We start from the raw sequence: 26,946 nt of genomic DNA on the forward strand, positions 1-26,946 counted from the left end.
TACACCTATAATGTGATATATATATACGCAAAAAAAGAGGTTATGAGAACATAATCCACTTTTGGCAACATGATAAGACAGTACGACCTTCGCCACACTGCCGCATAACTATTCATGTGTTCAAAAGCAGATCATTTTTTCATCCTGACACCTCTTTTTAGATTTTTTTACATTATATCATATTATCATTTTATTGTCAAGTACTGTATATGTGAAAAAGCTGCCTGTATTAAACCAGGCAGCTTTTATCATATCATTATTTACTGATATCTATCAGTTTTTTTCTCATTGCTATCATATCAAATATATCAAGCTTGTTATCATCTGAGAAATCGGCTGCTTTCCAGTTCCCCAGCTTGTTTTCATCAGCATTGAGCAGCCACTTTCTGAATAAGACAAGATCAGATATGTTGAATTCACCGTCACAATTAACGTCACCGTACATATCACTGAACGTGCTTAGTCTGTTGTTTTCGTCCCAGTTGTATTTCTGGTACATTTCATATGACTCGTCAGGTACATATACTGTGATATCACTTCCGTTAACGAGAAGGTTTCTGTAGCAATCACGCCCTCCGCCTCCCCATGAAGTGTCGTCAACATATTCCGAGACATCTTTGCGCATCAAAACTATGTTTTTCAGCGAACTGCATCCTTCAAATGCACTGTATATGATCTGTACGCTCTCAGGTATGATTATTGATTCAAGTTCATCATTTCCGAAAAAAGCTCCATATTCCACAATACCAAGAGACTCAGGAAGATCAAATGCAGATATCTTTGTATCAGCAAAAGCATATTTATCTATCATTGACAGTTTGTCTGGCAGTTCTACTGATCTGAGATTTCTAGCTCCGCAGAAAGCTTTCTTTTCTATACGCCATACAGAATCGGCAATTTCATAACTTTCTCCCTCTTTTGCAGACGGGTAACAGATAAGCTTTGTTTTGTCCTTATCATACAGCACTCCGTCTACAGAGCAAAGATACGGATTATTCTCATCAACATAAAAAGCTTTGATGGACGGACAATTATCTACCCACATATGCTCAATTTTATCATGCAGATATACTGTTGTTATTTTGTCATTATCTTCAAAGTTCGCACTGGTCACAGGCTTATCAAATATAAAATCAGGAACAATTACTTCCCCCTCATCATCTTTACCCGCAGAAAAATATGTATAAGGGGGGTCGGCTGAATATGCTGTCATATAGCTTACAGGCAATGCAGTCATAAAAGTCATCAGCAATGAAACCGCACTTATCCGCACTCTCTTTTTCATATAATCACTCCTAAATAAAATCAAATAAGTTTATCGTTTAAAGTTTTTCTCGTTATTCAAGTATAACCGTAAAAGGTCCGTCATTGAGAAGCTCGACTTTCATGTCAGCTCCGAATGAACCTGTTTCTACGTGCTTGCCCTTACTGCGGAGATACTCCACAAAGTATTCATACAGCGCATTGGCTTTTTCGGGATTGGCAGCCTGTATGAAATTCGGTCTGTTTCCCTTTCGGCAGTCGGCATATAGAGTAAACTGAGGAACTACCAGAAGCTTACCGCCTACGTTTTCAAGGTCAAGGTTTATCTTGTCGTTTTCATCTGAGAATATCCTAAGTCCGCATATCTTATCGCCAAGTCTGCGGCAATCCTCCTCAGTATCTTCGTGACCTACTCCGAAAAGGAGAAGAAATCCCGTATCTATCTTTCCGATAACTTCACCGTTTACTGTTACGCTTGCTCTGGTAACTCGCTGTAATACTATCCTCATCTGCGCTTACTTCCTTACTATATCCATATCAAAGGGCTTCAGACAAAGCTTCTCTCTGTCTCCGCCGTCGATAATACTGTACATTGCCTTGGGAAGTGTTATATGCACTTCCTTTTCTGTATTGTTGAAGAAGAATATATAATCATCTGTTCCGTTGGTGCGAGTAGTTACTTCTACTCCGCGCGGAAGCTCCATTAATCGCGGTATGCCTGTCTGTTTCATTATGTTGGCTGCAAAGCTGTCATAGAACTTGTAATCACATAATGTTCCGATGTAGTATGCTACACCGCTGCAATAACGGTTCATGGTGACAGCAGGTGTGCCGTCATAGAAAGTATCCTTATATTCGGCATATGCACGGGCTGTTGTAAGCTCTATGATATCGCACCATGCTGTACAGGTGAACCTGCTTCCCGAAAAGTCCTCTATGGTCTGTTCAAGTGGTCCAATGGGATCGTATTCAGTTATTTCCGCACCGATAAGCTCCCTGTAAACTGTTGGCAGAGGTTCCATGATACAGTTGTTGTTCTGATCCTTTACGCCGCTTCGATTGGTCATTACAACAGTTCCACCCTTGATAACATACCTGTATATATTCTCTGTAGCTTCTTTTTCGTAGATGTACATTGCAGGAGCTATGACTGCCTTATACCTCGACAAGTCAGAGCTTGGTGAGATTATATCCACATTTGCTCCGTAACGTGTAAATGATGCGTGAAGGAGTTTCAGCTGTTCAAGATAGTCATAACCCTCAGTCTGGGGCTGTATACCGAATGCCCAGTCATTATCAGGCGAATAAAGTATAGCTATCTCTGATACTATCTGTGTGGTCTCTATGACACTGAGCTTTGCCGCAGTACGGCAAAGTTCTGCGAACTCCTTGAATCTGCGTCCTAAAACGTTGCTGTGGTCGATAAGTCCGTGCCAGTACATCTCTGCGCCTGTGTTAGCTGTTCTCCAGCGGAAATGCATGACCGTATCTGCTCCGTGTGCCATAGCCTGCAAAGCGTAGCCCTTTATCTGTCCGGGACGAGGCGTGGGGCTCATTGGCATCCAGCTGCCTGTAGGTCCGCTGAGCTGCTCCATTACCCAGAAGTTGCTCTGCTTGACTCCGCGCATGAGATCAAGTTGGAAGGAATGTGAATATATCTCCCCTTCCTCCTCGGGTATAAGTACGGGCGGATAATTGTCATAGGATACGAAGTCCAGCAAGTCGAAAAGCTTGTAAAAATCAGGGGTATTCTGACTAAACCAAACGTTAGTGGTCACCTTGGCGTTTGGATTTACACGCTTTATCATCATTGCCATTTCATTTATGAACTTGATCGCCATGTCAGATGAAAATCTGCTGTATTCAAGACAAAGTGCAGGGTTCTGCCATGCTTTGGGGTATGCATTTGGCGGCTGTATCTGCGATATATCACTGTATTCACCGCTCCAAACAGTGTTGCCGAATGCAGCGTTTATATTTTCAAGGGTGTCATGCTTGTCAAGGAGCCAGTCCCTGAAAAGTCCACGGCATACCTCACAGGTACAGGGATATGCTTCTATCTCGTTATCTATCTGCCACGCAACGATCGCACGAGAATTGGCATATCTCTTTGCAAGCAGATCAGTTATGCGCTTGGCATAATACAGAAACATGGGCGCATTTATACATCTGTGTGCTCTTATGCCAGTCTGTATCCTGTTTCCGTCTGCTCCCACACGGGCAATGTCGGGATAAGTCTCATACATCCACAAGGGAGGACAGCTTGTTGGCGTACACATTATTACTCCGATAGAGTGACGGGCAAAAATACTTATGGCTTCATCAAGCCATTCAAAGCAGAATTCGCCGTCGCGCGGTTCAAGCTTTGACCATGCGAATTCGCCTATGCGGACAAACTTTACGCCTGTCTTTGCCATAAGGTCTGCATCTATCTTCCAAAGCTCTCTGTTCCATTGTTCGGGATAATAATCTACGCCAATTCTCATAACATCACTCCGCTCAGTTTACGTTATATTCGATAAGTCCGCAATTGTCCGTGAACCAGTTTGCAAACTCATCTGTTGTCATATCATTGAAATAGGTCTCTATTACCCGGCATATTCCGCCATGACTTACTATAAGCACGTTCTTGTCTCTGTACCTGCTTATAATATCGTCAAGTGCCGCATAGACCCTGTGGGAAAGCTGAAGAAGTGATTCGCCGCTCTTTCCCATTCGTACCCCAAAGTTTATTTTGTTTTCGGCAAAGCCTTCCGTAAATCGGCTCTTGCCTTCGTATTCACCATAATCCCATTCTCTGAGACGCTCGTCGATGACCATATCTATGCCGCATTTTTCGGCAACTGCCCTCGCAGTTTTCATAGCACGTTTCATCGGCGATACTATCATAAGGTCGATATTTCCGAGCTCATTTATCTTCTCGGCAAGCTCCTGCGCCTGCTTTTCACCTGTTTCATCAAGGTCGATATCTGTAGTTCCGAGAATTATCTCCTGCTTGTTGTACGCGGTCTGTCCGTGCCGCGTGGAATATATCTTCAATACCTGTGCCTCCATTGTTCGTGTTGTACATATGGAAAGTCTATGTACACTATTGAGGAAGAACCTTTCCTCAGAAAGGTTTGCCCCGATAAATGCACATATACCTTCATATAAACAGCACGTTATAATTCAGATGCTTTTTGTATTTCGGCGCGGGCGTTGTCAAGCATAAGTGCGCTTGGATCATCACCGCCCATTATTCGCGCAATCTCGGACACTCTGCCGTCCATATCGAGCTGCATAACATGAGTCTCTGTGCGGTCGCCTACTATCTGCTTTTCGATAAGCAGATGATTGTCCGCCATTACTGCTATCTGAGACAGATGAGTAACGCATATTACCTGTCTGACTTTACCTATCTCTCTCAGCTTTATGCCGATTTTCTGCGCTGCCTTGCCGCTTACCCCTGTATCTATCTCGTCAAATATCATAGTGGGGATAGAGTCCTTATCGGCAATAACGCTTTTCAGTGCAAGCATTATTCTCGAAAGCTCACCGCCCGATGCTATCTTGGATATAGGCTTGGGTTCTTCACCCTTGTTTGCGGAAATGAGAAACTCCACTGAGTCCATACCGTTTACTGTGAGCTTGCCCTTTTCATGGCGGACTGCAATTATTACTCCTGCCATGTTGAGGAATTCAAGCTCTGCCGTAACACGCTCTGTGAAACGCTTTGCAACTTTTTCGCGGTATTCATACAGTGCCTTTGCCTGCTCCGTTACCTTGTGAAGAAGCTCCTCTCGCTTTGACATGAGCTCTTTTATCTCAGTATCGGAGCTTTCAAGCTGCATTATTTCGCGGCAGGCATCATCGTAGAGTTTAACAAGTCCTTCGCAGTCTGTTGCGTACTTACGCTTAAGTTTATTTATGGAATTTAGCCTTGTACCGAGATACTCCAGACGCTGTCCGTCAAGCTCCACCTTGTCTGCAAGGCTTTCAAGCTCGGAAGCTATGTCTGCAAGCTCGATCTCTGCTGCCGAAAGTCTTTCGTAAAGGCTGTTCAGAGTCTCGTTTGTATCGGTAAAGCCTGCTATCTCAGTCTCTGCGGAAACTATCATATCAGAAGCTGCTTCCTCGCCTGTCAGAGCGTTTACCGCACTCTTTATGGCTATTATTGTCTTTTCCGAATTCTTTGCAGTCTCGTACTCCTTTTCAAGCTCGTCATCTTCGCCGTCACGGAGTTCAAGCTCGCCTATATCGTCGATTATCTCGTTGAGCTTTCTGCTGCGCTCGATACGGGTCTGTTCAAGCTTTTTTAGCTCGCCAAGCTTTCTCGCAGTCTGCTGCAATTCGCGGAACGTCACTCTGTATTCGTTTAAAAGTGTATCATCTCCACCGAAATCATCAAGTATCTGCAAATGCTTCTCGCTGTCAAGAAGTATCTGGTTATCATGCTGTCCGTGGATATTGATAAGCATTGAGCCTATCTCTTTGAGAAGTGCAGCAGGAGCTGTTCTCTGGTTTATCCTTGAAACGCTTCCGCCGTCCGCGCTTATCTCTCGCGTTACAGTTATCTCTTCATCATCGTGTGATATGCCGAGCTCGTCAAGCTTTTCGCAGACCTCATTGGAAAGATCTGTGAACAATGCGGTAATTACAGCTTTTTCGCAGCCTGTACGTACTATGTCCTTTGTGCATCTCTGTCCGAGAACAGCATTTATTCCGTTTATAAGTATGGATTTACCTGCTCCCGTTTCACCTGTAAAAATGTTCAGCCTGCTGTCGAGTGGAATGACTGCTTCCTTGATAACAGCAAGATTTTGTATATAAATCTCCTTTAACATCTGTCAGAGCTTACCTCCTCGGGAAAAGCTCGCTGCGGAACTTTTTGGAAAGCTTTTTCGCATCTGCTTCGCTTCTTACAAGTATGAATATGGTATCATCACCTGCAATAGTACCAACTACGCCCTGATGCTCCACTGAGTCTATGGCTGCACAAGTTCCCTGAGCCATGCCTGCACGGCATTTCAGTACTATGGTATTCATTGCGTAATCCACTGATATCACGGCTTCTTCAAACAGCGATCTTTCAGCAACAGCTGCCGCAGGTACGGAATAACGGTATACTCCGTGCTCGTCCCTCTGCTTTATAAGTGACAGCTGCTGGATATCTCTTGACAGTGTTGCCTGTGTAGTCTTTATACCTCGCTGTGCAAGAAGCTGTATAAGAAGCTCCTGCGTTGCTACGGGCTGCTCGTTTATTATCTCAAGTATTGCTTCATGTCTGCGGTTCTTCATAATACCACCGTTTTCCTTACTTTATAGGTTTGCACATTTTTTTGCAAAGTGACTCATGGAACGAATTTCCTATGAGATTTATAAAGTTTATATTGTTCTTTCCACGGCATATCTCTATACTGTCGCCGTTTCTGAGACTTACAAACAGCTCACCGTCAACATTGATGACCATGCTGTCATCACGCACAGTAACGTCCTTCATAATAAGCTTTCTCTGGGGCGAGAACATTGTCGCACGGGAAAAAAGTGAGTGAGGACATATAAGTGTCATTTCGATACATTCAAGATCGGGCTCTATTACAGGTCCGCCTGCCGAAAGGGCATATGCCGTAGAGCCTGAGGGAGTGCTGAAAAGTACTCCGTCAGCACGATATCTTCCAACGAGATAGCTTTCGGAATAGACCTCGAATTCACATATCCTGAAGCTTCCCGACCTTGCGGATACTTCGTTGAGGACTGTGGCTGTTTTATCACCGTCATCACTGTGGTATACCACATCAAGCGTCATTCGCGGTGAGAGCTCATACTCACCCGTTGTAAGCAGACTGAGCTTGTCAAGCTGGTCGGCTTCAAGTCCTGCCATAAATCCGAGAGTTCCGGTATTTATGCCCAGAAGCTTTGTATCACTTCCGATGAGAAGCTTAGCACAGCGCAGTATCGTTCCGTCACCGCCTATGGCAAGTACATAATCCGCTGTCTTTGCAGCTTCTCTGATATCTTCAAATTTAACAAAATGCTTATCAGAAAAATCATTTCTGAACACCTCGCTGACAGATACCTCTATACCGCACCTGTCAAGCACATCGCATACCTCGCGGGCACAGCTGAGCGCATTGGGCTTCTGAAAATTAGGGTACAACGCTGCCTTCATAAACGCACTCCTTATAGTTTATTGAAGGAGCTATCGGTAAGCTCCTTGAAATCATGTTTTTTCTGCTCTCCTGCCGACTTCCTCAGCAGGACAAGATATTCTATATTTCCGCTTCCTCCGCGGACGGGGGAATACGTATATTTCTCAGTGACAAAGCCTATCGACACGGCAAAGCTGTCTGTCTCGGAAAGCACACGTATATGCACCTTCCTGTCCTTGACGATGCCGCGCTTGCCTATATCGCTGCGTCCTGCTTCAAACTGCGGCTTGATAAGAACTGCTGCACACTCTCCGTCTTTGAGGAGCTCATACACCTTTGGTAGTATCTTTGTAAGGGAGATAAAGGATACATCTACAGAGATAAAGTCTGCTTGTCCGCCTATATCCTCCGCAAAGACCTCGCGTATATCAGTTCCTTCCATGTTCACCACACGGGGATCGTTTACAAGCGTTTCTGCAAGCTGTCCGTGTCCTACGTCTACGGCATAGACCTTAGCTGCACCGTTTTGCAGCATGAAATCAGTAAAACCGCCTGTGGAAGCTCCTATATCAAGACAGACCTTGCCATTAAGGTCAATCCCGAATTCGGCTACAGCCTTTTCCAGCTTTAACGCACCTCTGCCTACATATGCCTCTGTTTCGGAACATTCTATCACATCAGCCTCAGTGACTTCGTCAGAGGGCTTGCCTGCTTTTTTTCCGTTTACAGTAACACTTCCCGAACGTATCATTTCCTTTGCACGCTCGCGGCTCCTTGATAGTCCTCTGGCTACAAGCTCAGCGTCAAGTCTTGCCATTTATTTTCTCCTGCCGCGGATATACTCCGCCATTTTTTCACTTGTAAGTCCAAGCTTTTCGAGACATGACATTACGGAAGCCTGCTTTACAAAGCCATTAGCTGTAACTCGGCTGTAGTCTCCGCGATATCCAAGCTCGGAAAGCACATCTCCTATCTTTTCGGAAATACTTCCCTCGCCCATAGACTCCTCAAAAAATACGATAGTATCATACCTGCTTATCTCTTCGCCTAAGTCGCTCTCAAGTGGATATATCTTCGTAAGCTTCAGTATATCGCAGTTTATGCCGTCTTTTTTGAGTTCCTGCTGTGCCTTGTATGCTTCATTGTAAAGTCTGCCGTAGGTTATTATGAGTATATCACTGTTTTCTTCACGTATATAAAGATGCTCAGTAGTAAGGTGGTATTTACTGAACGACATCTCCTCAGAACCGCGGGGATACCTTACCGCTGCAAGTCCTGTTTCGCTGTATAACGCCTTTTTCATGCACATCTTCATCTCTGAATAGCATGAGGGCGAATATATTACCGTATTTGGTATAGTCGTAAGCATAGGTACATCAAGAAGTCCCTGATGTGTCTCGCCGTCCTCGCCGACTATGCCTGCACGGTCGATGCCAAGCACGATATGCAGTCCGCCTATTGCGATATCATGTACCAGCTGGTCGTAGGCGCGCTGCAAAAATGTTGAATATACTGCAAATACAGGCAGCATACCCATTGATGCAAGTCCGCCTGCAAATGTGACTGCGTGCTGTTCGGCTATTCCAACATCAAAAAATCTCTCGGGATATTTGAAATGAAAGAACTGCAAGCCAGTTCCGTATTTCATAGCAGCTGTTATAGCGCATATCTTTTCATCTTTTTCCGCTAGACGCACAAGCTCCTTGCCGAATACTGTAGAATAGCTGTCTGCTGCCGAGACTTCGGGATTTCCTGTAGCTATGTCGAACTTTGAGATACCGTGATATTCTCCCGGATTTTGCTCGGCAGGCGCATAGCCCTTGCCCTTTACAGTCTTGACATGGATAAACACAGGCTCGTGATAGGACTTAGCCATGTGCATTACTTCTTCAAGCTCAGACAAATTATGACCGTTTACAGGTCCAAGATAGATGAAGCCCATGTCCTCGAACATCGTACTCTGCTCAAGGATATTTGACTTTACGGAGTCCTTGACGTTCTTGATGCCCTTGGCAACACTGTTTCCCACAAGGGGTATCATTCCGAGACCGCGTTCAACTGCTCGCTTGGTGGAAAGATACTTCTCGGTATTTCTAAGAGAAGTAAGGTACTTTGAAAGCGAACCTACGCTCTTTGATATGGACATATTATTGTCATTGAGTATGACTATGAGATTTCTCTGGAGTCCTCTGCCGCAGTTGTTCATAGCTTCATAGAACATTCCGCCCGTCATAGCTCCGTCACCGATAACTGCCACAGCATAGTTATCCTTGCCTTGCAGCTCCATAGCTTCTGCAATTCCGCAGGCAACAGACACAGATGTACTGCTGTGACCGCTTATGAATGTATCATGAGGGGATTCCGCCGGCTTTGGAAAGCCTGATATACCGCCCTCCTGCCTGAGCGTTGAAAAGCTGTCAAGTCTGCCTGTAAGTATTTTATGTGTATATGCCTGATGACCTACGTCCCATACTATCTTGTCCTCAGGCGAATTGAAATTGCGGTGTATCGCCATAGTGAGCTCTACAGCTCCCAGATTTGAGGCAAGGTGTCCGCCTGTTGCGGATACCGTTGAAATAAGGATATTCCTTATCTCCTTGCATAAGCCTGCACACTGGTTAAGCGAAAGCTTTTTCAGGTCCCTGGGGAGATCAAGCTCCTCCAATGTGACCTTTTCATTTATATTATCCTTCATTTTTACGAAATGCGGATATATCCGCAGCTCCTTTTATTAGTTCTTTCTTTTCAGAAGCATTTCCGTCAGCTCTGTGAGGAATGCGTCCTTTCCGAATACTTCAAGACAGCCAAGTGCCTCTTCTGTTATGCTGTTGGCTATCTCCTGAGCCTTTTCAACTCCATAAAGTGTTACAAATGTGGTCTTGTTTTCCTCGGCATCACTGCCTACGGGCTTTCCAAGCTCCTCAGTTGTGCTTGTAACATCAAGGATATCATCTATTATCTGAAAAGCAAGTCCAAGCTTGAAGCCGTAGTCTGCGGCTGCCTGTATCTTTGCTTCATCTGCTCCTGCACATATACAGCCCATGATGCATGATACTGCAATTAGCTGTCCTGTCTTGTGGCGGTACATATTGCGCAGATTTGCTTCGTCAACGTCGCTGCGCTCCTCATTTTCCATATCTATGACCTGTCCGCCTATCATTCCCTCTCTGCCTACTGCCTTTGCAAGACATGAGATGATCTTTACTTTCTGCTCAGCAGTAAGGCTGTCGTCATTGGCGATGATCTCAAAGGGCTGAACCGAAAGTGCATCACCTGCAAGTATAGCCATTGCTTCGCCGAATGCCTTGTGGCATGAAGGCTTTCCGCGGCGGAAATCATCATTGTCCATTGCGGGAAGATCGTCATGTATAAGCGAGAATGTGTGTATCATCTCTATTGCAGCAGCAGGTGCGGCTGCCTTTCTGTAGTCGCCGCCCAGTGCATTACAGAATGAGTATACCAACACGGGACGGATACGCTTTCCGCCTGCTTCAAGAGAATAATTCATTGCATCTATGAGGTTTTTCTGGGCTGTCATAGTTTCCGAATGGGTATTGTATTTTCTGAGATTTTCCTCAGTAAAGCTTATATATTCGCTTAGCTTTTCTTTAAATCCTGACATATTATTTCTCTGACGGAACTGTTCCGTCGTCCTCCGTGATCTTTATCTGTGCTTCATCGAGCTGTTTGCGGCAGGCAGCTGAAAGCTTTACGCCCTCGCCGTATAATTCCACAGCTTTTTCGAGCGGGATATCCCCTTTTTCAAGCTCGTTCACTATCTTTCCGAGCTTTGTCATATTATCTTCAAATGTAAGCTTTTCTTTCATTATATCACCATTTATCAGTAATCTCTGCTTCAGCACCGCCGCTGCCGAATGTGAGCTTTATCTTGTCGCCCTTTTCAAGAGTCTCAGAACTGCTGAGGAGCTTTTCCTCTTTATATACGAGAGAATATCCTCGTGAAAGCACTTTGAGTGGGCTCAGGCTGTCAAGCTTTGCAATCCTCTCCGAAAGCTGGTGCTCAAGGCGTTCATAGTATCTCGAAAATGCGGCTTCACGCCTTTTGTCAAGTCCTGCAAGCTTCTCGGCAGTAAGCTTTACCCTGTTCTCGGGAGACTGTGCCGAAAGTCGGGCGTTAAGTGCGATAAATCTGTCGCTTGCCTTGTCAAGCTGCGCAAGTACAGACCTTTCTGCTCTGCGTTCAAGTATGGATATCTTTTCATACAGACTTGCCATATCGGGAGCTGCAAGCTCCGCTGCTGCCGACGGTGTAGGCGCACGAAGATCGGCCGCAAGGTCAGCTATGGTATAGTCAGTTTCGTGTCCTACTGCGGATATAACAGGAACTTTGCAGTTGTATACCGCATATGCCACCTTTTCGGTATTGAAGGCACTGAGATCCTCGCTTGAACCGCCGCCGCGTCCTACGATGATAACGTCACAGCCTGCGGCTTCTGCTTTCAATATGCCTCTGCATACCGACTCTGCCGCACCGTCGCCCTGTACGAGTGCATTGACTGCATATATCTCACACAAGGGATAGCGTCTCGATAATACGTTTATTATATCGCGCACAGCTGCTCCGCTGAGCGAAGTAACTGCGCCTATTTTCTTAGGCATAGGAGGTATGGGACGCTTATGAGTTGTATCGAATATCCCCTCTTTGGCAAGCTTCTTTTTCAGCTGTTCAAGAGCTGCTCCTGCTGCTCCTGCGCCCTCGGGAATGATATCATTGACGTAGAGCTGATAAGCTCCGTCACGCTCATATACTCCGATACTTCCCGAAACTATTACCGACATACCGTCCTCGGGCTCAAATCTGAGACGCGCTGCCGCACTTGCAAACATCACTGCTTTAAGTGAGCTTTCGCTGTCTTTTAATGTAAAGTATACGTGTCCGCTTCGGTAATGCTTTACGTAGTCCGTTATCTCGCCGCGAACCATTACGCCCTGGATATTTCTGTCGTTTTTGAGTATCGAGCCTATGTATTTATTTATCTGTGTAACTGTGATTACAGGCATCTATTTCTCTCCTGTGGTTTTCAGATAACCATATATAGCCACTCCTGCTGCATTGTCGCATGAAAACTGCGGCTGCGCAAAGCTTGCTGACGGGAAACGGGAAATTATCCTGTCGCGGATAATAACGTCCGACATTACTCCGCCTGCAAATACAAGGGGAAGCTCTCCGTATTCGCCGACAGCATGGGCTGTCATGGCAATAATTGTCTCGGCAATGAAGTCAAGACAGTATTTCGCTATATTTTCGGGACTTTCGCCGCTGTCAAGCATATCGCCGCACTTATTCTCAACTCCCGAAAGACAGCAGCTGCCGTTTTTCAGTACAGCCTTAACCTTGAAGTGCTTGTTTGCGTTCATGGCAAGCTTTTCAAGCTCTGCTCCGCATGGAAATTTAAGTCCCAGCATTACGCCTGTACGGTCTACAGCCTGTCCTGCTTTAAGGTCGAGAGATGTACCTATCTCTGTTATTTTCAGTACAGTTTCTTCATCAGGCTCGCAGAGGAGGCAGTCGGTAGTTCCGCCGCTTACGTGAAAGGCTATGAAACGCTCATTCACAAGGTCGAGCCTGTCCGCAGAATACAGGGCTGCAAGTATATGTCCGATCTGATGCGAGGTGGTGAAAAGCTTTGCGCCAACTGCTGCCGCATATGAACGGGCAAAGCCCTCTCCGCAGAGAAAGCAGGGCATATACGAACCCTCGATGTTTCGCGGTCTGGCAGAAGCTGTTACCACCTTAGGAGCTGCAAGCTCATTCTCGCCGAAAAGCTGCTCCAGCATATCGGGAAGCTGCTTCGTATGGTGGAAAACTGCATCGCTCTGTCTGAGTCCAAGCTCTCCGTCCTTTACTGGAAGAAGCTTTTTACACTGATATACCTTGTTCTCCTCGCTGACATACACTGCCGCAGAGGTGGTATAATTACTGGTATCGACTCCGAGAAACTCAGGCATCTGTTTTTTCTTCCTTCTGCTCGTCTCGTGAGAATGCTCCGAGAACGCCGTTGATAAATGCTGTATCTTCCTGATATGTATACATCATTGAAAGCTTTATCGCTTCGCTTATTGCTGCGTTCATAGGTGTATTGTCATCATACAGCGACTCATACATAGCTATGCGCAGGATTGCAAGATTGAGCTTGGATATTCTCGAAACGCTTCTTGACTTGCTGTATTTTGAGATGATGCCGTCAAGTTCCTCTGCATGAGCAAGTGTGCCCTCAACTATCTTCTTGACCTCATCGTTTATAGTTATCTCATCGATCTCCTCTGCTATCTCGTAAAGCTCATTTATATCATCATCGCGCAGAAGCTGTTCAAATACCAGCTTGAATGCGCTGTCTCTTATTTCACGCCTTGTCATTTGTACACTCCTTATTTTTCATCTAAAACCCGGTACATGAATATCATGCCCTCGTTTCCTTCAAATCCGTTTTTTATGTAAAACTTCTCGCTGGGATAGCCCTTAGTTGTCATCAGAGCCATTGCTACGACTCCCTCTTTTACAAGTTCGTCCTTTGCATATCCTATGACTGCTGTGCCTATACCGCTTCTGTGAAGCTCGGGCAGTACGCAGAATTCATCTATAACGTATTCAGGTCCGTGGAGATATGTAAGCTTTCTGCCGCATAATATCGCCTGTATACAGCCGTTTTTCTCACAGACGTATCCTATGGACTGAGGTGCGGACATAAGCTCGCTTATCCTTTTACGTGACAATTCATCAGACCATGCCTCGTTCCACGGCGGTGCAGCAAATGCTGCTGTGAATACAGCCGCGGCTCCCTCAAGATCATCTTCCCTGTATCGGCGTATCATTCAAATACTACTCCGCCTACTGTTACGTTGACTCTTGCCACAGGGACACCTGTCATATTCTGCACGTTTTCCTTGACGGCAGTCTGCACTTCCTGAGCAATATTGCAGGCTTTTTCACCGCTCTTTATAACTATATTCATGTCAATGGCAGCTACATCGCCCATCATACTTATTTTAATAGGTCCGTTTTTCCTCAGCTTGCTCATCTTATTAATTTCACCGCCAAGACTTGCAACTCCGTTTACATCAAGAGCTGCAAGCTTTGCTATTGCTATTATTACATCTTCGGATATCTTCAATCTACTTGATGCCGCAGGCTTCATCTCTTCAACTTCCATACTGAACCTCCATAGCACATATTTGAGTGTAAATTTTAATCAAAACTGTATTTACACCAGTACTATTGTATTATAACATATAATTCAAGAAATAGCAACAGACGCGGAGAAAAATTTACTTTATAATGTATTTGAACTACTGCGCTTATTTGACTTCAAATATCCTGATATTTTCAGCAGGAACTTCCGCTTCACCGAGGATAATCTCCTTTATTGAAGCTGCCTGTGCCTTGTCAAGCCCCTCAGTCTTTACAACTACCTTTGCTGTCTCACCGTCAAGATATGCCACGCAGTCCTGAAATCCCTGCGCTTTTACGAGAGATTCTATAGTCCCCTCGCTCTCTATGAGCTTCGATACTTCAACAGCATCAAGTGCATTAACTACCATTTCATTTTCGGTAATATCCCCGCCGCCGATTATTGACTGCAAGGTCTGTACTGCTTCGTCACGGTCATTCATCTTGTCGAGCCGCGCCTGTGCAAAATAGTCACCTGCTGTCCCCTCAGCTGCGGCGTTCACGAACTCGGTCTGACCATAGTTTATGGTCTCGCTCTGCTTTTTCATTGTCATTTTATCTTCCTTCATCATGTCAGGCGATGCTGTATAGTTTATGTAGACCGCTACTGCAAGCATAAGTGTAAGACAGGTCATTATTATCTGCTTTTTTCCTATAATAAGTGATGGCTTTTTCATTGCCGTTCTCTCCTTTTATCTGAGTTTGGTTACGTATATTCTCGATGTTGGTATATCAAGTGCAGCTGATACTGCCTTGTATATGCTTTCGCGTACCTGCGCACTCCCTCCGCCCTCACAAGCTACTACTGCTCCTGTTATCTCGGGCGATCTGACTGTTTCCACAAGCGCGTTCTTCTCGCTTCCCCCTCCGACTATAACATATCTCTCTTCCTCCTCCGTTTTATTATCACCGCGGCTGCACCGCCCCTCAGTTGCATAAACGTAGCGTTCATCACTCCCCACTGTAAGATATACCCTCACTTCTCCTGCACCTTCGATCTCCGAAAGAAAGACTTCGAGCCGTTTTTCTGTGTCATTGCAGTATTTTTCAGTATCAACTGCACCGATGCATCTGTCAGATACATCATTCTTTTTGGGAGCATCATCAGGTATGAGCGAGGATATCATTATCAGCAGCAGTCCGGCAATTCCGCATATTGTCATAAATACAGCCCATTTCCTGCCTTTTATAAGTTCCCTGAGCTTTTCAGCTATTTCCATTTATGACCTCCGTTTTTTGTCCAAGACTGCTGCGTATTATTTCGGCTGCTCTTTCAAAATCAGCCGTTCTGATAATGACTCTATTAATAGATATGCCGCTTTCTTCTGAAATATTAACCTCTGTCACAATGTCATCAACTGTTATTCCTGCTGCACTCAGCTGCGAAAGAAGTATATCTGAGATATTTGAAGCTGTCTGTTCGGCTACGGCATTGTCATATGCTTCTGTTGAAAAGCTGAACTCATTGCTGTCAAATATACTTAGATCGGGAAGTTCTATTTTTTTACTGCCGCTGAATATAAGTCCTGCAACAACTATTGCAAATACAAGCCTGTACACGAATTCCGCCTGCGAACGCAGCCTTGTCCCCTCAGTAAGATGACTTATTATGCATATGCCTGCCGCCGTAACACAGACAGCTCTTACAGCTGTTGTTATATCTTCCATGTTTTCACCCCGCAGTCTGCATTAGTATAGCTGTACACAGAACAAACATCATTCCATAGCAGATAAGCACTGTCTGAGCTATAGCAAGTCCGCTGTCAAGTGACTTCAATACCGCGCTCATGTTCTCCTCACCAAACATATCCGCAGCCGCCGAAGCAGTCCATATCACTGCCCTGTATATAAGAATATGCAGAACAGGCGGAAGTATCATAAGTATTATTACTATGCAGCCCCCTGTACCAACTGTTCCGCGAAGTATATCGAAGCTGCTCCTTACTGTTGCATATGCATCGGAAACTGCTCCGCCAACTACGGGCACAAGCCCTGATATAAGGAAACGCGCCGTCTTTGTTACAGCTCCGTCTGTCTTGGCTGCAAGCGTACATTTCAGCGTGAGAAAGCCCGTAAACAATGTCATAGATACTGTAAGCACCCATGTGATTAGCTTTTTCATAAGCTGAACTGCTCCGCCGAAATTGTTTTTTGAAACTGCTCCTCCTGTTATCGAAAGCATGGTAACTGCACTCAGGATAGGCACGAGCATACCGCTGACAAGCTGCACTATAAACTCTGAACCTGCAAGGAGCATTATATCATATACTCCTGCGCTGCCGATATTGCCGCAGGCGGCTGTTATACCCGAAAATACAGGTATGTAAACCGCAATAAAACTGCCGCAGAGCCTTACGCTCTCTATCGTCTGTGAAAAGACTTCAAAAAGCGGCGGTGCAATAACTGTAACAGCTGTAATTACACAGACTGAGCTGTATATCTTTTCGGAATTTCCTAAAATACCGCCTCCGAAGCTCTTTAAAACAGATGTTATCACGATAATAAGAAGCATAGTTCCAAGAAGTCGCAATGGTGCTCCACAAATCTCAGCCGTCCTTTTCGTAACATCGCCTACAAGGCTGCTGAAAGATATGCCGCTCAGTTCATCAGTGCTGTAGCTTATATCGTTATCCTGCAAGACCTCGTCAAACTGTGATACCATTTCGTTTTGTGTGGAAGCTGTATCCTCTGCATGAGCTTTTACAGGTACACAAAAAGCGACGAGCAATATAGTTATAAATAATATCGGTAAGAACTTCTTCATATCAGACCTTTATAAGCTTGTCTATCAATTGGACAAAGCTTGTCATAAGCGGCAGACTAAGTACCATTATTGCAGCCCTGCCGCAGAGCTCCGCCGCTGATGCTATGGCAGTCTCGCCGCTGTCACGGCAGATTTCAGCTGAAATATGGGTAATGCAGCATATTGCAAGCACCTTGAATATTACTGATATGCAGCTCTCAGATATGCCTGCCGACTCAAATATACTGCGTATCTCGTCAATAGTCCCACCAAGAAATGAAACAAAAAATGCTATCACCAGCACACTGACTGCTATTGATACCAGTATTGACTGCTCGGAGCAATATTGTTTTAAAATCATAGCAAGCAATGCTCCCACAACACAAAACGCTCCCACTGAAAAACAATTGTCTACCATAAGCCGAACACCGTCTTTACCTTGTCGAAAAGATCGCCTATCTCGTCAACGATGACCACAAGGACTACGATAAGTCCTGCAAGAGTCGTCATCATCGCCTGTTCCTCGCGCTCTGCCCGTTTCAGTACAAGATTTAGCACCGCTACGATTATGCCTGTACCTGCAATTTTAAAGATCAGATCAATTTTCATATTATCATTATCCCTATTGCTGCGCCCGAAAGCAAGCCTATACTCCTGTAAAGCCTCCCTTTTCGGTCATATTCGCCTTGTCTGTTTTTATACAGCTGTCCTACTCTTGTGCGGATATCGTCTATGCCTCTAAGCTGCCCCTCAGTATCGGTAGTCCCGAGGATACTTCCGAGCGAGAGCATGATATCAAGCTCCTCATTATCGAAATAGCTGAGTTTGCGAAAAGACTCCGACCACTGCTCGCGGAAATCAGTCTCGTAACTGTAGCACTCGGGCAAGCTTTCAAAAGAGATATCTATTTTAAGCTTTTCACTTTTCAGCCGCCTGATTATACTGTATACGTCACTGTTTTTTGAACGTATTTCCGACTCGCATATGTTCAGTATCCTTTCTGCTGACCTGCAAAAATCCACTCCCTTTTTAAGCCTGTCTGCCATACTAAATCCGCAGAACATTCCGCCAAGTATGAAAAGAAATCCTGCACTTAGCTTAATCCACATTTTTAAGCCTCCTTATCTCCCTGACTTCTCCGGGTGAGCTTGAACCGGTCAGAAAAACTGCTGCATCAAACTTGCCTTTTTCGAGCAGATAGTTTATCTCTTTCCTCCTGAGCAGTTCAGTATAATTTACACCATGAGCAGTTACAACAAATTTTACTCCGCAGCCTATACCGTCAAGTATTGCCTCTGCGTCACTCTGTGAAGCTATCTCATCGCAGAATATAACATCGGGAGAAAGAGATCTAATGGCAGCCATAATACCTGCTGAGCGCGGACTTCCGCTTATCACATCGGTCAGACAGCCTACATCATTCTGTGGTATACCGCCTGTAAGACATGATATTTCATTGCGCTCATCTATCAGCGTGACCTTGCGAAAGCTTCCCGTAAGTCGGCAAAGCTCGCGTAGTACTGTAGTTTTCCCCGAGCTTACTCCGCCGCATATGATAACGTTCTTTCCGTAAGTTTTTGAAAAAACATCGTCTGCACAGCCTTTTATGCACCTTGATACTCTGAAATTTACTGACGCGAAATCAGTTAGTATCGGTGTTTCATTTGTTGAGTATGTACCTGAAACTCCCACACGCACTCCGTTTTCAACTACGAAATAGCCTTCTCTCAGCTGCTTCACACAGCTGTGCATTGAATAGTGACACAGCCTGTCGATAACTTCACGGATCTGAACTCCGCTGACATTAAATGTATTGTCAGTCATCATTTCCGAAATCTCTCCGCTTTGACTTAAATAGCATATTTTGTCCGCATAGACAAAATATACAGGTCCGCCTGCACGAAGTCTTATCTCCATTACATTTTCGAGTTTGTCGTACGGTATCGCTTTGATATGCTCCCTTATCTTTTCGGGTAAATAGTTCATTACTGTTTCAATGCTTGTACTCCCGTGCATTTAATCATCTCCTTTTACTAAATCATATTCAATGCTGTTTTCGTTTATGCATAAAAAAAGGACGCTCAAAGCGTCCATAAAAAAACAGCACACCGAAGTGTGCTGTGATTTGTATTATTATTCCTTTACGCCACCAAGAGCTACACCGGCAATGATGAATCTTGAGAGAAGTACGTATGCAATAATGATAGGAATAATTGAAAGTGCAATTGCAAGATAGATAGCACCGTAGTCATTGAACTTATCTGATGACTGAAGAGCGGCAACCATCATTGGAAGTGTCTTCTTGTTGAGCTTAACATTGATAAGGATCATGTTAGGTGTGTAGAAGTTGTTCCAGCTTGCGATGAAAGCGAAGATAGCCTGTACAGCTATAGCGGGCTTCATCATAGGGATTGCAATTGATAAGAATGTTCTGAACTCACTGCATCCGTCAATTCGAGCTGCTTCAACGATGTCCAGCGGGAATGACGACTTCATGTAGGAACGCATGAAGTATACGACCGCAGGTGCTGCAATAGCAGGGATAATGAGCGGCCAGTATGTATTTGTGAGATGCATATCAGACATGAATGATACGAAACCTGCTGATGTAACCTGCATAGGTACCATCATTACAAGGAGGATAACTGAGTAAGAGATCTCCTTGAGTTTGAAATCGTATACATGGATACCGTAAGCTGTAAGAGCTGAGAAGAAAACTGTAAGGAAAGTAGCACAAACAGTGATTATCAAGCTGTTCTTATAACCGTAAAGAGCGTTATATGAAAGCTTGAAGTTCTGGTCTGTAACTATCTTATGGAAGTTTGCTTTCAGGTTAGAGCCCGGTATGAATGAAAGTCCGTTTGCAATATCCGAATGCTCACGAGTAGCATTGATAATAAGAATGTATATCGGAAGCAGACAGATGATGGTCAGTATAACGAACCAGACAACCAGTATAGTTGACTTTAATTTGATCTTAAAGCTATAGTTGTCCTTTGCCTTACCGTAAACTGATTTCATATTAGTACTCATAAGCTGATCCCTCCAAACTGTTTGCTTTCTCTCTTAGCCTGCTGAGCGATCTTTTTACGCTGCTTCTTCTTAGCGATCTCATCCTTATCACGAGTAATGTAGAATGCGATAAGACCGAGTGCAAGAGTAATGAAGAAGAGGAGTACTGATGCAGCACCTGCATAACCCATCTTGTTATTATCAGCCTGAGCATGGAAGTACTGGAAGATCATTACAGCCATAGTTCTGAGGTGTTCCTTTGGAGTAACTGAATTTGTGTAAAGGAAAGGAATATCAAACATCTGGAGACCACCGATCATAGATGTGATAAGTGTATATGCCATAATAGGTGTCAACAGAGGAAGAGTGATCTTTCTGAATACCTGTCCGGAGCTTGCACCGTCGATGCTTGCAGCTTCAAACAGTGAAGGGTTGATACCCTGAATACCTGACATGAGCATAATCATGGTATTACCGAACCACATCCATGTCTGGATAAACATTACAACGCCGCGTGACTGCCATACACCGTCAATGAATTGTATAGACTCATAGTGCTCGGATACCGGGTTCCTATGTACTATACCCATCTTGTGAAGGAGTAAGTTTAATGCACCGGGGTTTGTTTCTGACTGTCCGCAAAGCTGAAGGAAAAGTACAGCAACTGATGCAGCTGTGATGATATTTGGAAGATACATAACTATCTTAAAGAAGCCCTTTCCAGGGATCTTTAACTGCGCTTCTGTAAACCATACAGCCAGAGATAATGAAAGAGCGAGCTGAGGAATAAAGTTACCAACCCAAAGTATAACTGTATTCTTCAGACACTTGAAGAAGCTCTCATGGATAACTCTGACTTTACGAGTACCGCCAAATAAAATGTCTTTGTAGTTCTGAAGTCCTACCCATTCCTGAATGGACTTACCATTGCCGTGGAAACTTACAATAAAGGTGTTAATCAACGGCCATAACTGGAAAAAGAAATAAACAAGGAAAAAAGGTAATATAAATATATAACCATACTTAGCGTAGCTAATAGACTTTATACGTCTCTGCGCGCCTGACGCCATAACACACACCCTCTCGGAATAATAGTATAAATAAATATACACCTACGGAATACATAAGTATTCCGTAGGTATATTTATTACATTGTAAATAGTTCAGACTATTTTAAATTAGTCATCCCAGTCGAGAGTTGTTACGTCTTCAGCAACCTTGTCCTTGAACTTATCCATAGCTTCGTCCCAAGACTTGCCACCCTCAAGGTACTGCTCTCTTACAGCTGTTACGAAGTCAGCCTTAACTGTTGCATCGTAAGGAGTGATGAGGCCCTTGAAGTCGATTGACTTAGCGTTCTTAGCAAGCTCAGCGAAGTAGTTCTGACCATCCTTGAAGTTGCCAGAGATCTTCTCGTTGAATACTGTGTTGCCAGCAATAAGGTCATCCATAACCTTAGAGTTGTTTACATACTCAGGCTTGTTCTTAGCATATGTTGTCATCTGAGCTTCATCTGATGTAGCTGAGAGGATGAATTCCTGAGCTTCCTTACCGTTATCTGTCTTTGGATTTACAACGATCCAAGTACCGCCCCAGTAGAATGACTGTGGTCCTTCACATACATTCCACTTACCGTACTGAGCACCGCCTTCGCCGCCTGCAGCATCGAGGAAGAATCCGCCGAAGCCCCATGTTGATACGAAGTAACCCATTACGTTACCAGATACGCCAGCAGCTGTCCAAGCTTCATCTGACCACTGGTTGTTCTTTGTTACACCGCCGCAATCCCAGAGTGCCTTAGCTGTGTCGCCGAACTTTGTGCAGAAGTCATCGATAACGAGCTTGTTGTCCTTAACCCATGGCTGTGTACGTCCACAAGCAAATGCCTGCCAGAGACCGCCGAGTGAGTCAGCAAGAGCAACCTTCTGACCTGACTTTTCAGAAACTGTCTTAGCAGCTTCTACGAAAGCATCCCAGTCCTTAACCTTTTCCTGCATCTCAGCTGGTGTCTTAGCCTCGAGGTATTCCTCAGCGAGGTCAGCTCTGTAAGCAAATCCGCCTGCTGCTGCCTGCCATGAAACGCCCTTACGAACGCCGTCAGTTGTAAGACCGATCTGGTTTGTGTAATCATACATATTTGTGAAGTCTGCATCGCTGAGACCAAGCTTAGCAAGGTCAAGTGTCTTCTCATCATCGTTGATGTACTTGAGTGCCCAGTCAGCTTCGCAGAAGTAAACGTCGAGATCGCCGCCGTCGTTGAAGAGCTGATCATAACGCTCAGAAGCTTCACCGCCGCCAACACCGAAGATGATAGCGTTTACGCCGTCAACCTTATTGTTTGCGAGATCTTCAACGATTGTTTCATATGAAAGGCCCTTCCACTGTGCGATGAGGTAAGGTACGTCATCAGCGTTCCAAGCTGCAACTGTGAATGTGTCGCCGCCCTGTCCAACTGAAGCATCGATTTCGTGATCCTTTTTCTCTGTGCCGCCGTCAGTAGTTGTTGTTTCGCCGTCGCCAGCAGTTGTTGCCTCTGTAGCAGCAGCTGTTGTTGTTTCAGCCTTATTGTCGTCCTTCTTGTCATCGCCGCAGCTTGCAAATGCAGTAGCTGTCATAGCGAGTGTAGCTACTAAAGCTAATGTTCTCTTAAGTGTGTTCATGAGATTTTTCCTCCTTAAATATGTATATTATACATTACCGTGTATAATATTCGTGAATTGTTTTTGCGGTACGCATCGCGGTCAATCGTTCTGCCCGATGATTGTCCTCACCGCAGCGTCCGGCAGCCGTTATGTTTACCCTGTCTTCTGTTCATTGATTATAACAAGGACTTGCGTCCATGTTGATCTTGATTTTTCTAAGCAATCATTCGCATCACTGTCCGCAAGCGGCATCAGTCACGAATGTACTCCGCAGACCTTTGTCAAAAAAGCCTGACAGGACACTGTATGCTCCGCAGTGCTTTCAAATCAGCAGAACAGTTAATCCTAACTGTTTTTGTCTGCACTGTGCAACAATTGCTTTTGCATATACAAATATACCGTATCTTGCGGTCAAAGTCAATATTTTGTATCGTTCTTTAATCTTTTTTGAACACCATGTACATTTTCAACACCTATTTTTTGTCAATTATAACACAAATAGTACCATTTCTATCTAAAAGTTACAAAACGGTAAAAGCAAAATAACACCTATTACACAAAGAACAAGGCTCGGTTTTATACTTATTGACTAAACTATAAAAAATATTACAGTTCTTTTGTGCGGTTTTAGTAAACTTAGTCAAACATATATTCGTATTTTTTGTACAACAATAGGTACCCTATTCGGTCATTGCTTTGGTGTATATCACCATGATCTGTGAAGCGTCTACCGACGTTATAGTTCCGTCATTATTTACATCAGCCATAAGCTGCTGAGACTCGTCAAACAGACCGTCCTTTCCTACAGATACGAGGGAATAGTGCTTTAATACCAGTGATGCGTCAACAGAATCGACTTTTCGATCTCTGTTCACATCTCCCCTCGTGTAGAACACGACCTTTTCTCCCTGAGATGCAAAGCTGCTGCCTGTAGCAGGATATCTGACAAGATATTCAACGCCGTATTGCAGTTCATTAATGCTTTTGAAGGTATTACCCGTAAAACCCTTTACGTCATCATCGCTGACACCAAGTCTCTGCTTCTGGAGTTCTGTAAATCTTTCCCTGCTGTAACCGAAGTCCTCTGCCATTGCTTCGTACATTATATCATTCATGTACATGAGCGGTGATGCTTCGATCATTGCAGTACCGTTACATTTTACCACAGCTGCATCGCTGGTGTCAAACATTTTTTTATCAGGCTTTGCGGCAGGTGCCTGCGGGACTCTGCATAGATAGGGTTCGCTCTCGAACATACCGTCGCCGCCGTCTATTTTGACGGATATGACCTCACCCGGTATCACCGAGAGGTAATAATAGCCGTTCTCAAGCATTATCCAGTCGTCGCCGCTTACCTTTCTGCCCCTTGCAGAATAGTAATTGTCATTCTTATCAGCATCGACACATATCTCGATATAGTTCATCATTTCCTCGGTAAAAGGTCCAATAACTTCTGCCATATAGTTTATTGCTATATCGGGCATTACCCTTCTTTCGGGGACTTTTACCTTTATCTCCGAACCGTCCTTGATGACGCGCAGCTCCTGTCCGCAGTATTTTCCCACGTATGAATTGATCTTCAATTCTGTACCGTCAGGAGCATATATCTCGTCTGCAAGAGAGAAATTAATAGTCTCTGACAAATAATTAAAGCCAAGTATCCTTCTGTTTATATGTACGGTCACTTCATTATCGACCTTTTCATCTCCCGAAAGCTTCAGCTTTATATCTGTATTGCCGTACTTCGCCGAAACGTTCTCTATCCAGCTGTAACCGTCATAGCTCTTTCCGCCGTATTCAGTATCAGCTGTAGTTCCGAGGGAAAGGCATATATGGTCTTTATCCGAGGGAAGATCAATACTGTACTCGCTGTCCGATATACGCTGTGCATATTTAAGTTCACCTTTATTATCAGGTGACGATGTATTATATGCAAGCCAGTTAAAAACTGCTTTCGCAGGTTCAAATTTTCTTTCAGCTGCTGCACATAGGCTTGTTTCGGGTACTTTATCGCCGTAACTGCCTGTAAGGTCTGTATAAGCAGATATGGTAACAGGTGAAGTAATTGTTATAGGTGAAGTGTATTCCTTATATTCACCGTCATCAGCTTTCCAGTATATCTTAGCGTCATCAAATCCCGATGAAAGCTCTACCTTTTCATTTTCTGGTACATATCCCTCGGCATGAGAAAATCTTACCTTGCCGATCGGATCTCCGTATACCTTCAATGATGCATTGCCCATTCTTGTTTTGATATCACATTCGGAAAAAATATTTCTGAAAAATGCCTCCTTTTTCGCAGCATCTTCAAGGAGCACGGTATCATCTTCATCAAGTCCGTCATAAAACTGTTCTATGAATGACTCTAACAATAACGCCTTTTCTTCTCCGCTGTAAACCTCAACACTATCATATACATCTTCCCAGTCTTTTCCGTCAGCACTGATGAAGCTCTCGCCCTCGCCTGTATGTGCTGCGATCTGTGCATCTGTGGCAAAACTTGTAATATCATACAGTTCCTCTTTCTCCTCATTCTCGGCATAAAAACTGCTCTCGAAGGGAAGTACAAAAGGAGTATCCTCGCTGTAAAGCTTAACGACTACCGAAAACTTTTCTGTGCTGTCAATGACTACAGGCTTGTCAAGTCCCAGCTGCTGAAAGCCTGTGAGCTTTGCCTTACCCTTTGTAACCGATGAAGGAGTTCCCGATACAGGATCGGAAGCGTCCTTGATATCAGTATATACCGTTATTTCATATTCGGTATCGGGATTGAGTATATATGTGCCTACTGCGCTTATCTGCGAAGGTCCGACAGCATCGAAAACATTTGCAAAATAGGAAGGTCCTTCCTCTTCGGCAGTATCATAGGCTGAATAATTCTGTATCGGTACATAGGTGTCGTGCTGATAAATTATCTCATGCTCATCAGCGTTTTCAAGTTCAAAAACGGTAAAATCACAAAGTGTTCTGTCATAGTATGATATCCAGAAATATCCGTCATCACTATCTTTTGTACCCCAGCTGTTCTTGCAAAGCCATGCACCGTCGCCCTCAGGCTCGTTCACGAATTTATCTGCTGAAATACTATCGTCCCAGCCGACTATAGCAACTCCGTGATCTGCAAATCTTGGTTTCTTTTTGGAATTTGATGTACAATATTCAGGGTTCCAGTTCGATGACTTTTCAGACATATAAGATATATCTACTGCTTGTCCCTTATAAATGAACTCCTTTACAAGTGCGTTTACATCATCAAAGTTGCTTCTATCCGCATCGAAATCGAAGCTGTAAGCGTTTTTCATGTGATAATCGGACTGATACTTCATAAATACGGTCTTTGAAGCATTATCAAAAACAGCTGTATCGGAATACGGCATCGCACTTTCGTTAACAGGTCCTATCCACTGCGACCAGAGATTTGAAACTATACGAGGACTTCCGCCCTCGGACAGTATGCCGTTTGTGGTATTGCTGCTGATTATCATCTGATCGTCGCCGTAATAGCTGTAATAAGAAGTGTGCAGCTCCGAAAGGTCGATATACGGATCAGCTGCAAGCATACTTGTCTCGGCACTAACTATAGCCGAGTGCGCCCAGCAAGTACCGTAGTTTCCCTGCTCCTTTACAGATGTCATGCTGTAAACTTTTCTCATATCAAAGGCTTCGGGAAGTGATGCAGCTTCTGTTTCGGAAGCTGTGCCTCTTATAGGTGAATATGTGACCAAAGGCACAAGGTCAGTACATTTACCGACCGTAACACTGTGCAGCTGCGGCATGGAGAACGAAAATGTATGAGATGATGATATCCCTTTCTTTCCATAGTCACCGATGTTTATTAATTTGCCTGCTTCCGCATATACTGCGGCAGGAACTGAAACTGCCGTTACTATAGCTGCCGAAAATGCAGCCGAAAACCGTTTTAATATCCGCTTCATAATGTACCGTGCTCCTTTCGGTGGACATTCAGAT

The 26,946-nt window shown here is 44.4% G+C and carries 28 protein-coding genes; all 28 read right to left on the reverse strand.

The window, feature by feature from the left end; genetic code table 11:
• Positions 1 to 256: 256 nt before the first annotated feature.
• The 28 genes from QZZ41_RS10910 to QZZ41_RS11045 all read right to left on the reverse strand — a co-directional run bounded on the left by QZZ41_RS10910 (position 257) and on the right by QZZ41_RS11045 (position 26,912).
• A complete protein-coding gene (locus QZZ41_RS10910; protein ID WP_295071803.1) occupies positions 257 to 1,285 on the reverse strand; it encodes a leucine-rich repeat protein in 1,029 nt (342 codons plus the stop codon).
• A 52-nt stretch (positions 1,286 to 1,337) separates the two neighbouring features.
• The gene (dtd, locus tag QZZ41_RS10915) at positions 1,338 to 1,772 is read right to left on the reverse strand and encodes a D-aminoacyl-tRNA deacylase (RefSeq protein WP_295071806.1); all 435 of its coding nucleotides are present in this window, start codon (positions 1,770 to 1,772) and stop codon (positions 1,338 to 1,340) included.
• A gap of 6 nt (positions 1,773 to 1,778) precedes the next feature.
• Entirely contained in the window at positions 1,779 to 3,749 is a 1,971-nt protein-coding gene (locus QZZ41_RS10920; protein WP_295071808.1) for a beta-galactosidase, read from the reverse strand.
• Between the two features lie 13 nt (positions 3,750 to 3,762).
• Entirely contained in the window at positions 3,763 to 4,302 is a 540-nt protein-coding gene (locus QZZ41_RS10925) for a histidine phosphatase family protein (RefSeq protein ID WP_295071811.1), read from the reverse strand.
• A gap of 122 nt (positions 4,303 to 4,424) precedes the next feature.
• Complete coding sequence (gene recN / locus QZZ41_RS10930) at positions 4,425 to 6,086, reverse strand: DNA repair protein RecN (protein ID WP_295071814.1); 1,662 nt, start codon at positions 6,084 to 6,086, stop codon at positions 4,425 to 4,427.
• Between the two features lie 10 nt (positions 6,087 to 6,096).
• Positions 6,097 to 6,540: an arginine repressor gene (gene argR, locus QZZ41_RS10935; RefSeq protein ID WP_295071817.1), complete on the reverse strand. Its 444-nt coding sequence runs from the start codon at positions 6,538 to 6,540 to the stop codon at positions 6,097 to 6,099.
• 16 nt (positions 6,541 to 6,556) lie between these two features.
• Positions 6,557 to 7,411, reverse strand: a complete 855-nt coding sequence (locus QZZ41_RS10940; RefSeq protein ID WP_295071820.1) for an NAD(+)/NADH kinase — start codon at positions 7,409 to 7,411, stop codon at positions 6,557 to 6,559.
• A gap of 11 nt (positions 7,412 to 7,422) precedes the next feature.
• On the reverse strand, positions 7,423 to 8,208 hold the full coding sequence (locus QZZ41_RS10945; protein ID WP_295071823.1) for a TlyA family RNA methyltransferase: 786 nt from the start codon (positions 8,206 to 8,208) through the stop codon (positions 7,423 to 7,425).
• The gene (gene dxs, locus QZZ41_RS10950) at positions 8,209 to 10,086 is read right to left on the reverse strand and encodes a 1-deoxy-D-xylulose-5-phosphate synthase (protein ID WP_295071826.1); all 1,878 of its coding nucleotides are present in this window, start codon (positions 10,084 to 10,086) and stop codon (positions 8,209 to 8,211) included.
• A 36-nt stretch (positions 10,087 to 10,122) separates the two neighbouring features.
• Positions 10,123 to 11,013, reverse strand: coding sequence for a polyprenyl synthetase family protein (locus QZZ41_RS10955; RefSeq protein WP_295071829.1), 891 nt, complete (start codon positions 11,011 to 11,013; stop codon positions 10,123 to 10,125).
• 1 nt (position 11,014) lies between these two features.
• Entirely contained in the window at positions 11,015 to 11,218 is a 204-nt protein-coding gene (xseB, locus tag QZZ41_RS10960) for an exodeoxyribonuclease VII small subunit (RefSeq protein ID WP_295071832.1), read from the reverse strand.
• 4 nt (positions 11,219 to 11,222) lie between these two features.
• Complete coding sequence (gene xseA / locus QZZ41_RS10965; RefSeq protein WP_295071835.1) at positions 11,223 to 12,413, reverse strand: exodeoxyribonuclease VII large subunit; 1,191 nt, start codon at positions 12,411 to 12,413, stop codon at positions 11,223 to 11,225.
• On the reverse strand, positions 12,414 to 13,361 hold the full coding sequence (locus QZZ41_RS10970; RefSeq protein ID WP_295071838.1) for a peptidase M22: 948 nt from the start codon (positions 13,359 to 13,361) through the stop codon (positions 12,414 to 12,416).
• Complete coding sequence (nusB, locus tag QZZ41_RS10975; protein WP_295071841.1) at positions 13,354 to 13,770, reverse strand: transcription antitermination factor NusB; 417 nt, start codon at positions 13,768 to 13,770, stop codon at positions 13,354 to 13,356. Before nusB ends, QZZ41_RS10970 begins: the two co-directional genes overlap by 8 nt.
• Before the next feature lie 11 nt (positions 13,771 to 13,781).
• Positions 13,782 to 14,225: a GNAT family N-acetyltransferase gene (locus QZZ41_RS10980; RefSeq protein WP_295071845.1), complete on the reverse strand. Its 444-nt coding sequence runs from the start codon at positions 14,223 to 14,225 to the stop codon at positions 13,782 to 13,784.
• Positions 14,222 to 14,563 (reverse strand): Asp23/Gls24 family envelope stress response protein, encoded by a 342-nt coding sequence (locus tag QZZ41_RS10985; protein ID WP_295071848.1) that lies wholly within the window; start codon positions 14,561 to 14,563, stop codon positions 14,222 to 14,224. The genes QZZ41_RS10980 and QZZ41_RS10985 overlap by 4 nt, the downstream gene beginning before the upstream one ends.
• Positions 14,564 to 14,708: 145 nt before the next feature.
• Positions 14,709 to 15,257, reverse strand: a complete 549-nt coding sequence (locus QZZ41_RS10990) for a SpoIIIAH-like family protein (RefSeq protein ID WP_295071851.1) — start codon at positions 15,255 to 15,257, stop codon at positions 14,709 to 14,711.
• A gap of 15 nt (positions 15,258 to 15,272) precedes the next feature.
• Entirely contained in the window at positions 15,273 to 15,800 is a 528-nt protein-coding gene (locus tag QZZ41_RS10995) for a stage III sporulation protein AG (protein ID WP_295071854.1), read from the reverse strand.
• Positions 15,787 to 16,248, reverse strand: a complete 462-nt coding sequence (locus QZZ41_RS11000) for a hypothetical protein (RefSeq protein WP_295071857.1) — start codon at positions 16,246 to 16,248, stop codon at positions 15,787 to 15,789. The genes QZZ41_RS10995 and QZZ41_RS11000 overlap by 14 nt, the downstream gene beginning before the upstream one ends.
• A 4-nt stretch (positions 16,249 to 16,252) precedes the next feature.
• Complete coding sequence (locus tag QZZ41_RS11005; RefSeq protein ID WP_295071860.1) at positions 16,253 to 17,344, reverse strand: hypothetical protein; 1,092 nt, start codon at positions 17,342 to 17,344, stop codon at positions 16,253 to 16,255.
• A gap of 1 nt (position 17,345) precedes the next feature.
• The gene (locus QZZ41_RS11010) at positions 17,346 to 17,741 is read right to left on the reverse strand and encodes a stage III sporulation AC/AD family protein (protein WP_295071863.1); all 396 of its coding nucleotides are present in this window, start codon (positions 17,739 to 17,741) and stop codon (positions 17,346 to 17,348) included.
• Positions 17,735 to 17,932, reverse strand: a complete 198-nt coding sequence (gene spoIIIAC, locus QZZ41_RS11015; RefSeq protein ID WP_028516401.1) for a stage III sporulation protein AC — start codon at positions 17,930 to 17,932, stop codon at positions 17,735 to 17,737. The genes QZZ41_RS11010 and spoIIIAC overlap by 7 nt, the downstream gene beginning before the upstream one ends.
• Positions 17,929 to 18,432, reverse strand: coding sequence for a stage III sporulation protein AB (locus QZZ41_RS11020; RefSeq protein WP_295071869.1), 504 nt, complete (start codon positions 18,430 to 18,432; stop codon positions 17,929 to 17,931). Before QZZ41_RS11020 ends, spoIIIAC begins: the two co-directional genes overlap by 4 nt.
• Positions 18,422 to 19,339 carry a hypothetical protein gene (locus tag QZZ41_RS11025; protein ID WP_295071871.1) on the reverse strand — a complete coding sequence of 306 codons (918 nt, stop codon included), beginning with the start codon at positions 19,337 to 19,339 and terminating at the stop codon, positions 18,422 to 18,424. Before QZZ41_RS11025 ends, QZZ41_RS11020 begins: the two co-directional genes overlap by 11 nt.
• Positions 19,340 to 19,456: 117 nt before the next feature.
• Entirely contained in the window at positions 19,457 to 20,356 is a 900-nt protein-coding gene (locus QZZ41_RS11030; RefSeq protein ID WP_295071874.1) for a carbohydrate ABC transporter permease, read from the reverse strand.
• Entirely contained in the window at positions 20,353 to 21,297 is a 945-nt protein-coding gene (locus QZZ41_RS11035; RefSeq protein ID WP_295071877.1) for a carbohydrate ABC transporter permease, read from the reverse strand. Before QZZ41_RS11035 ends, QZZ41_RS11030 begins: the two co-directional genes overlap by 4 nt.
• Positions 21,298 to 21,513: 216 nt before the next feature.
• Positions 21,514 to 22,995: an ABC transporter substrate-binding protein gene (locus QZZ41_RS11040; protein WP_295071880.1), complete on the reverse strand. Its 1,482-nt coding sequence runs from the start codon at positions 22,993 to 22,995 to the stop codon at positions 21,514 to 21,516.
• A gap of 662 nt (positions 22,996 to 23,657) precedes the next feature.
• Positions 23,658 to 26,912 carry a lectin like domain-containing protein gene (locus QZZ41_RS11045; protein ID WP_295071883.1) on the reverse strand — a complete coding sequence of 1,085 codons (3,255 nt, stop codon included), beginning with the start codon at positions 26,910 to 26,912 and terminating at the stop codon, positions 23,658 to 23,660.
• Between the last annotated feature and the right edge of the window lie 34 nt (positions 26,913 to 26,946).

This window comes from Ruminococcus sp., from assembly GCF_016283395.1.

Excerpts from the sequence above, each read along its gene's own strand:
- QZZ41_RS10910 (WP_295071803.1), bottom strand. The coding sequence starts at position 1,285 with ATGAAAAAGAGAGTGCGGATAAGTGCGGTTTCATTGCTGATGACTTTT.
- dtd (WP_295071806.1), bottom strand. The coding sequence starts at position 1,772 with ATGAGGATAGTATTACAGCGAGTTACCAGAGCAAGCGTAACAGTAAAC.
- QZZ41_RS10920 (WP_295071808.1), bottom strand. The coding sequence starts at position 3,749 with ATGAGAATTGGCGTAGATTATTATCCCGAACAATGGAACAGAGAGCTT.
- recN (WP_295071814.1), bottom strand. The coding sequence starts at position 6,086 with ATGTTAAAGGAGATTTATATACAAAATCTTGCTGTTATCAAGGAAGCA.
- argR (WP_295071817.1), bottom strand. The coding sequence starts at position 6,540 with ATGAAGAACCGCAGACATGAAGCAATACTTGAGATAATAAACGAGCAG.
- QZZ41_RS10940 (WP_295071820.1), bottom strand. The coding sequence starts at position 7,411 with ATGAAGGCAGCGTTGTACCCTAATTTTCAGAAGCCCAATGCGCTCAGC.
- QZZ41_RS10945 (WP_295071823.1), bottom strand. The coding sequence starts at position 8,208 with ATGGCAAGACTTGACGCTGAGCTTGTAGCCAGAGGACTATCAAGGAGC.
- dxs (WP_295071826.1), bottom strand. The coding sequence starts at position 10,086 with ATGAAGGATAATATAAATGAAAAGGTCACATTGGAGGAGCTTGATCTC.
- QZZ41_RS10955 (WP_295071829.1), bottom strand. The coding sequence starts at position 11,013 with ATGTCAGGATTTAAAGAAAAGCTAAGCGAATATATAAGCTTTACTGAG.
- xseB (WP_295071832.1), bottom strand. The coding sequence starts at position 11,218 with ATGAAAGAAAAGCTTACATTTGAAGATAATATGACAAAGCTCGGAAAG.
- xseA (WP_295071835.1), bottom strand. The coding sequence starts at position 12,413 with ATGCCTGTAATCACAGTTACACAGATAAATAAATACATAGGCTCGATA.
- QZZ41_RS10970 (WP_295071838.1), bottom strand. The coding sequence starts at position 13,361 with ATGCCTGAGTTTCTCGGAGTCGATACCAGTAATTATACCACCTCTGCG.
- nusB (WP_295071841.1), bottom strand. The coding sequence starts at position 13,770 with ATGACAAGGCGTGAAATAAGAGACAGCGCATTCAAGCTGGTATTTGAA.
- QZZ41_RS10980 (WP_295071845.1), bottom strand. The coding sequence starts at position 14,225 with ATGATACGCCGATACAGGGAAGATGATCTTGAGGGAGCCGCGGCTGTA.
- QZZ41_RS10985 (WP_295071848.1), bottom strand. The coding sequence starts at position 14,563 with ATGGAAGTTGAAGAGATGAAGCCTGCGGCATCAAGTAGATTGAAGATA.
- QZZ41_RS10990 (WP_295071851.1), bottom strand. The coding sequence starts at position 15,257 with ATGAAAAAGCCATCACTTATTATAGGAAAAAAGCAGATAATAATGACC.
- QZZ41_RS10995 (WP_295071854.1), bottom strand. The coding sequence starts at position 15,800 with ATGGAAATAGCTGAAAAGCTCAGGGAACTTATAAAAGGCAGGAAATGG.
- QZZ41_RS11000 (WP_295071857.1), bottom strand. The coding sequence starts at position 16,248 with ATGGAAGATATAACAACAGCTGTAAGAGCTGTCTGTGTTACGGCGGCA.
- QZZ41_RS11005 (WP_295071860.1), bottom strand. The coding sequence starts at position 17,344 with ATGAAGAAGTTCTTACCGATATTATTTATAACTATATTGCTCGTCGCT.
- QZZ41_RS11010 (WP_295071863.1), bottom strand. The coding sequence starts at position 17,741 with ATGGTAGACAATTGTTTTTCAGTGGGAGCGTTTTGTGTTGTGGGAGCA.
- spoIIIAC (WP_028516401.1), bottom strand. The coding sequence starts at position 17,932 with ATGAAAATTGATCTGATCTTTAAAATTGCAGGTACAGGCATAATCGTA.
- QZZ41_RS11020 (WP_295071869.1), bottom strand. The coding sequence starts at position 18,432 with ATGTGGATTAAGCTAAGTGCAGGATTTCTTTTCATACTTGGCGGAATG.
- QZZ41_RS11025 (WP_295071871.1), bottom strand. The coding sequence starts at position 19,339 with ATGCACGGGAGTACAAGCATTGAAACAGTAATGAACTATTTACCCGAA.
- QZZ41_RS11030 (WP_295071874.1), bottom strand. The coding sequence starts at position 20,356 with ATGAGTACTAATATGAAATCAGTTTACGGTAAGGCAAAGGACAACTAT.
- QZZ41_RS11040 (WP_295071880.1), bottom strand. The coding sequence starts at position 22,995 with ATGAACACACTTAAGAGAACATTAGCTTTAGTAGCTACACTCGCTATG.
- QZZ41_RS11045 (WP_295071883.1), bottom strand. The coding sequence starts at position 26,912 with ATGAAGCGGATATTAAAACGGTTTTCGGCTGCATTTTCGGCAGCTATA.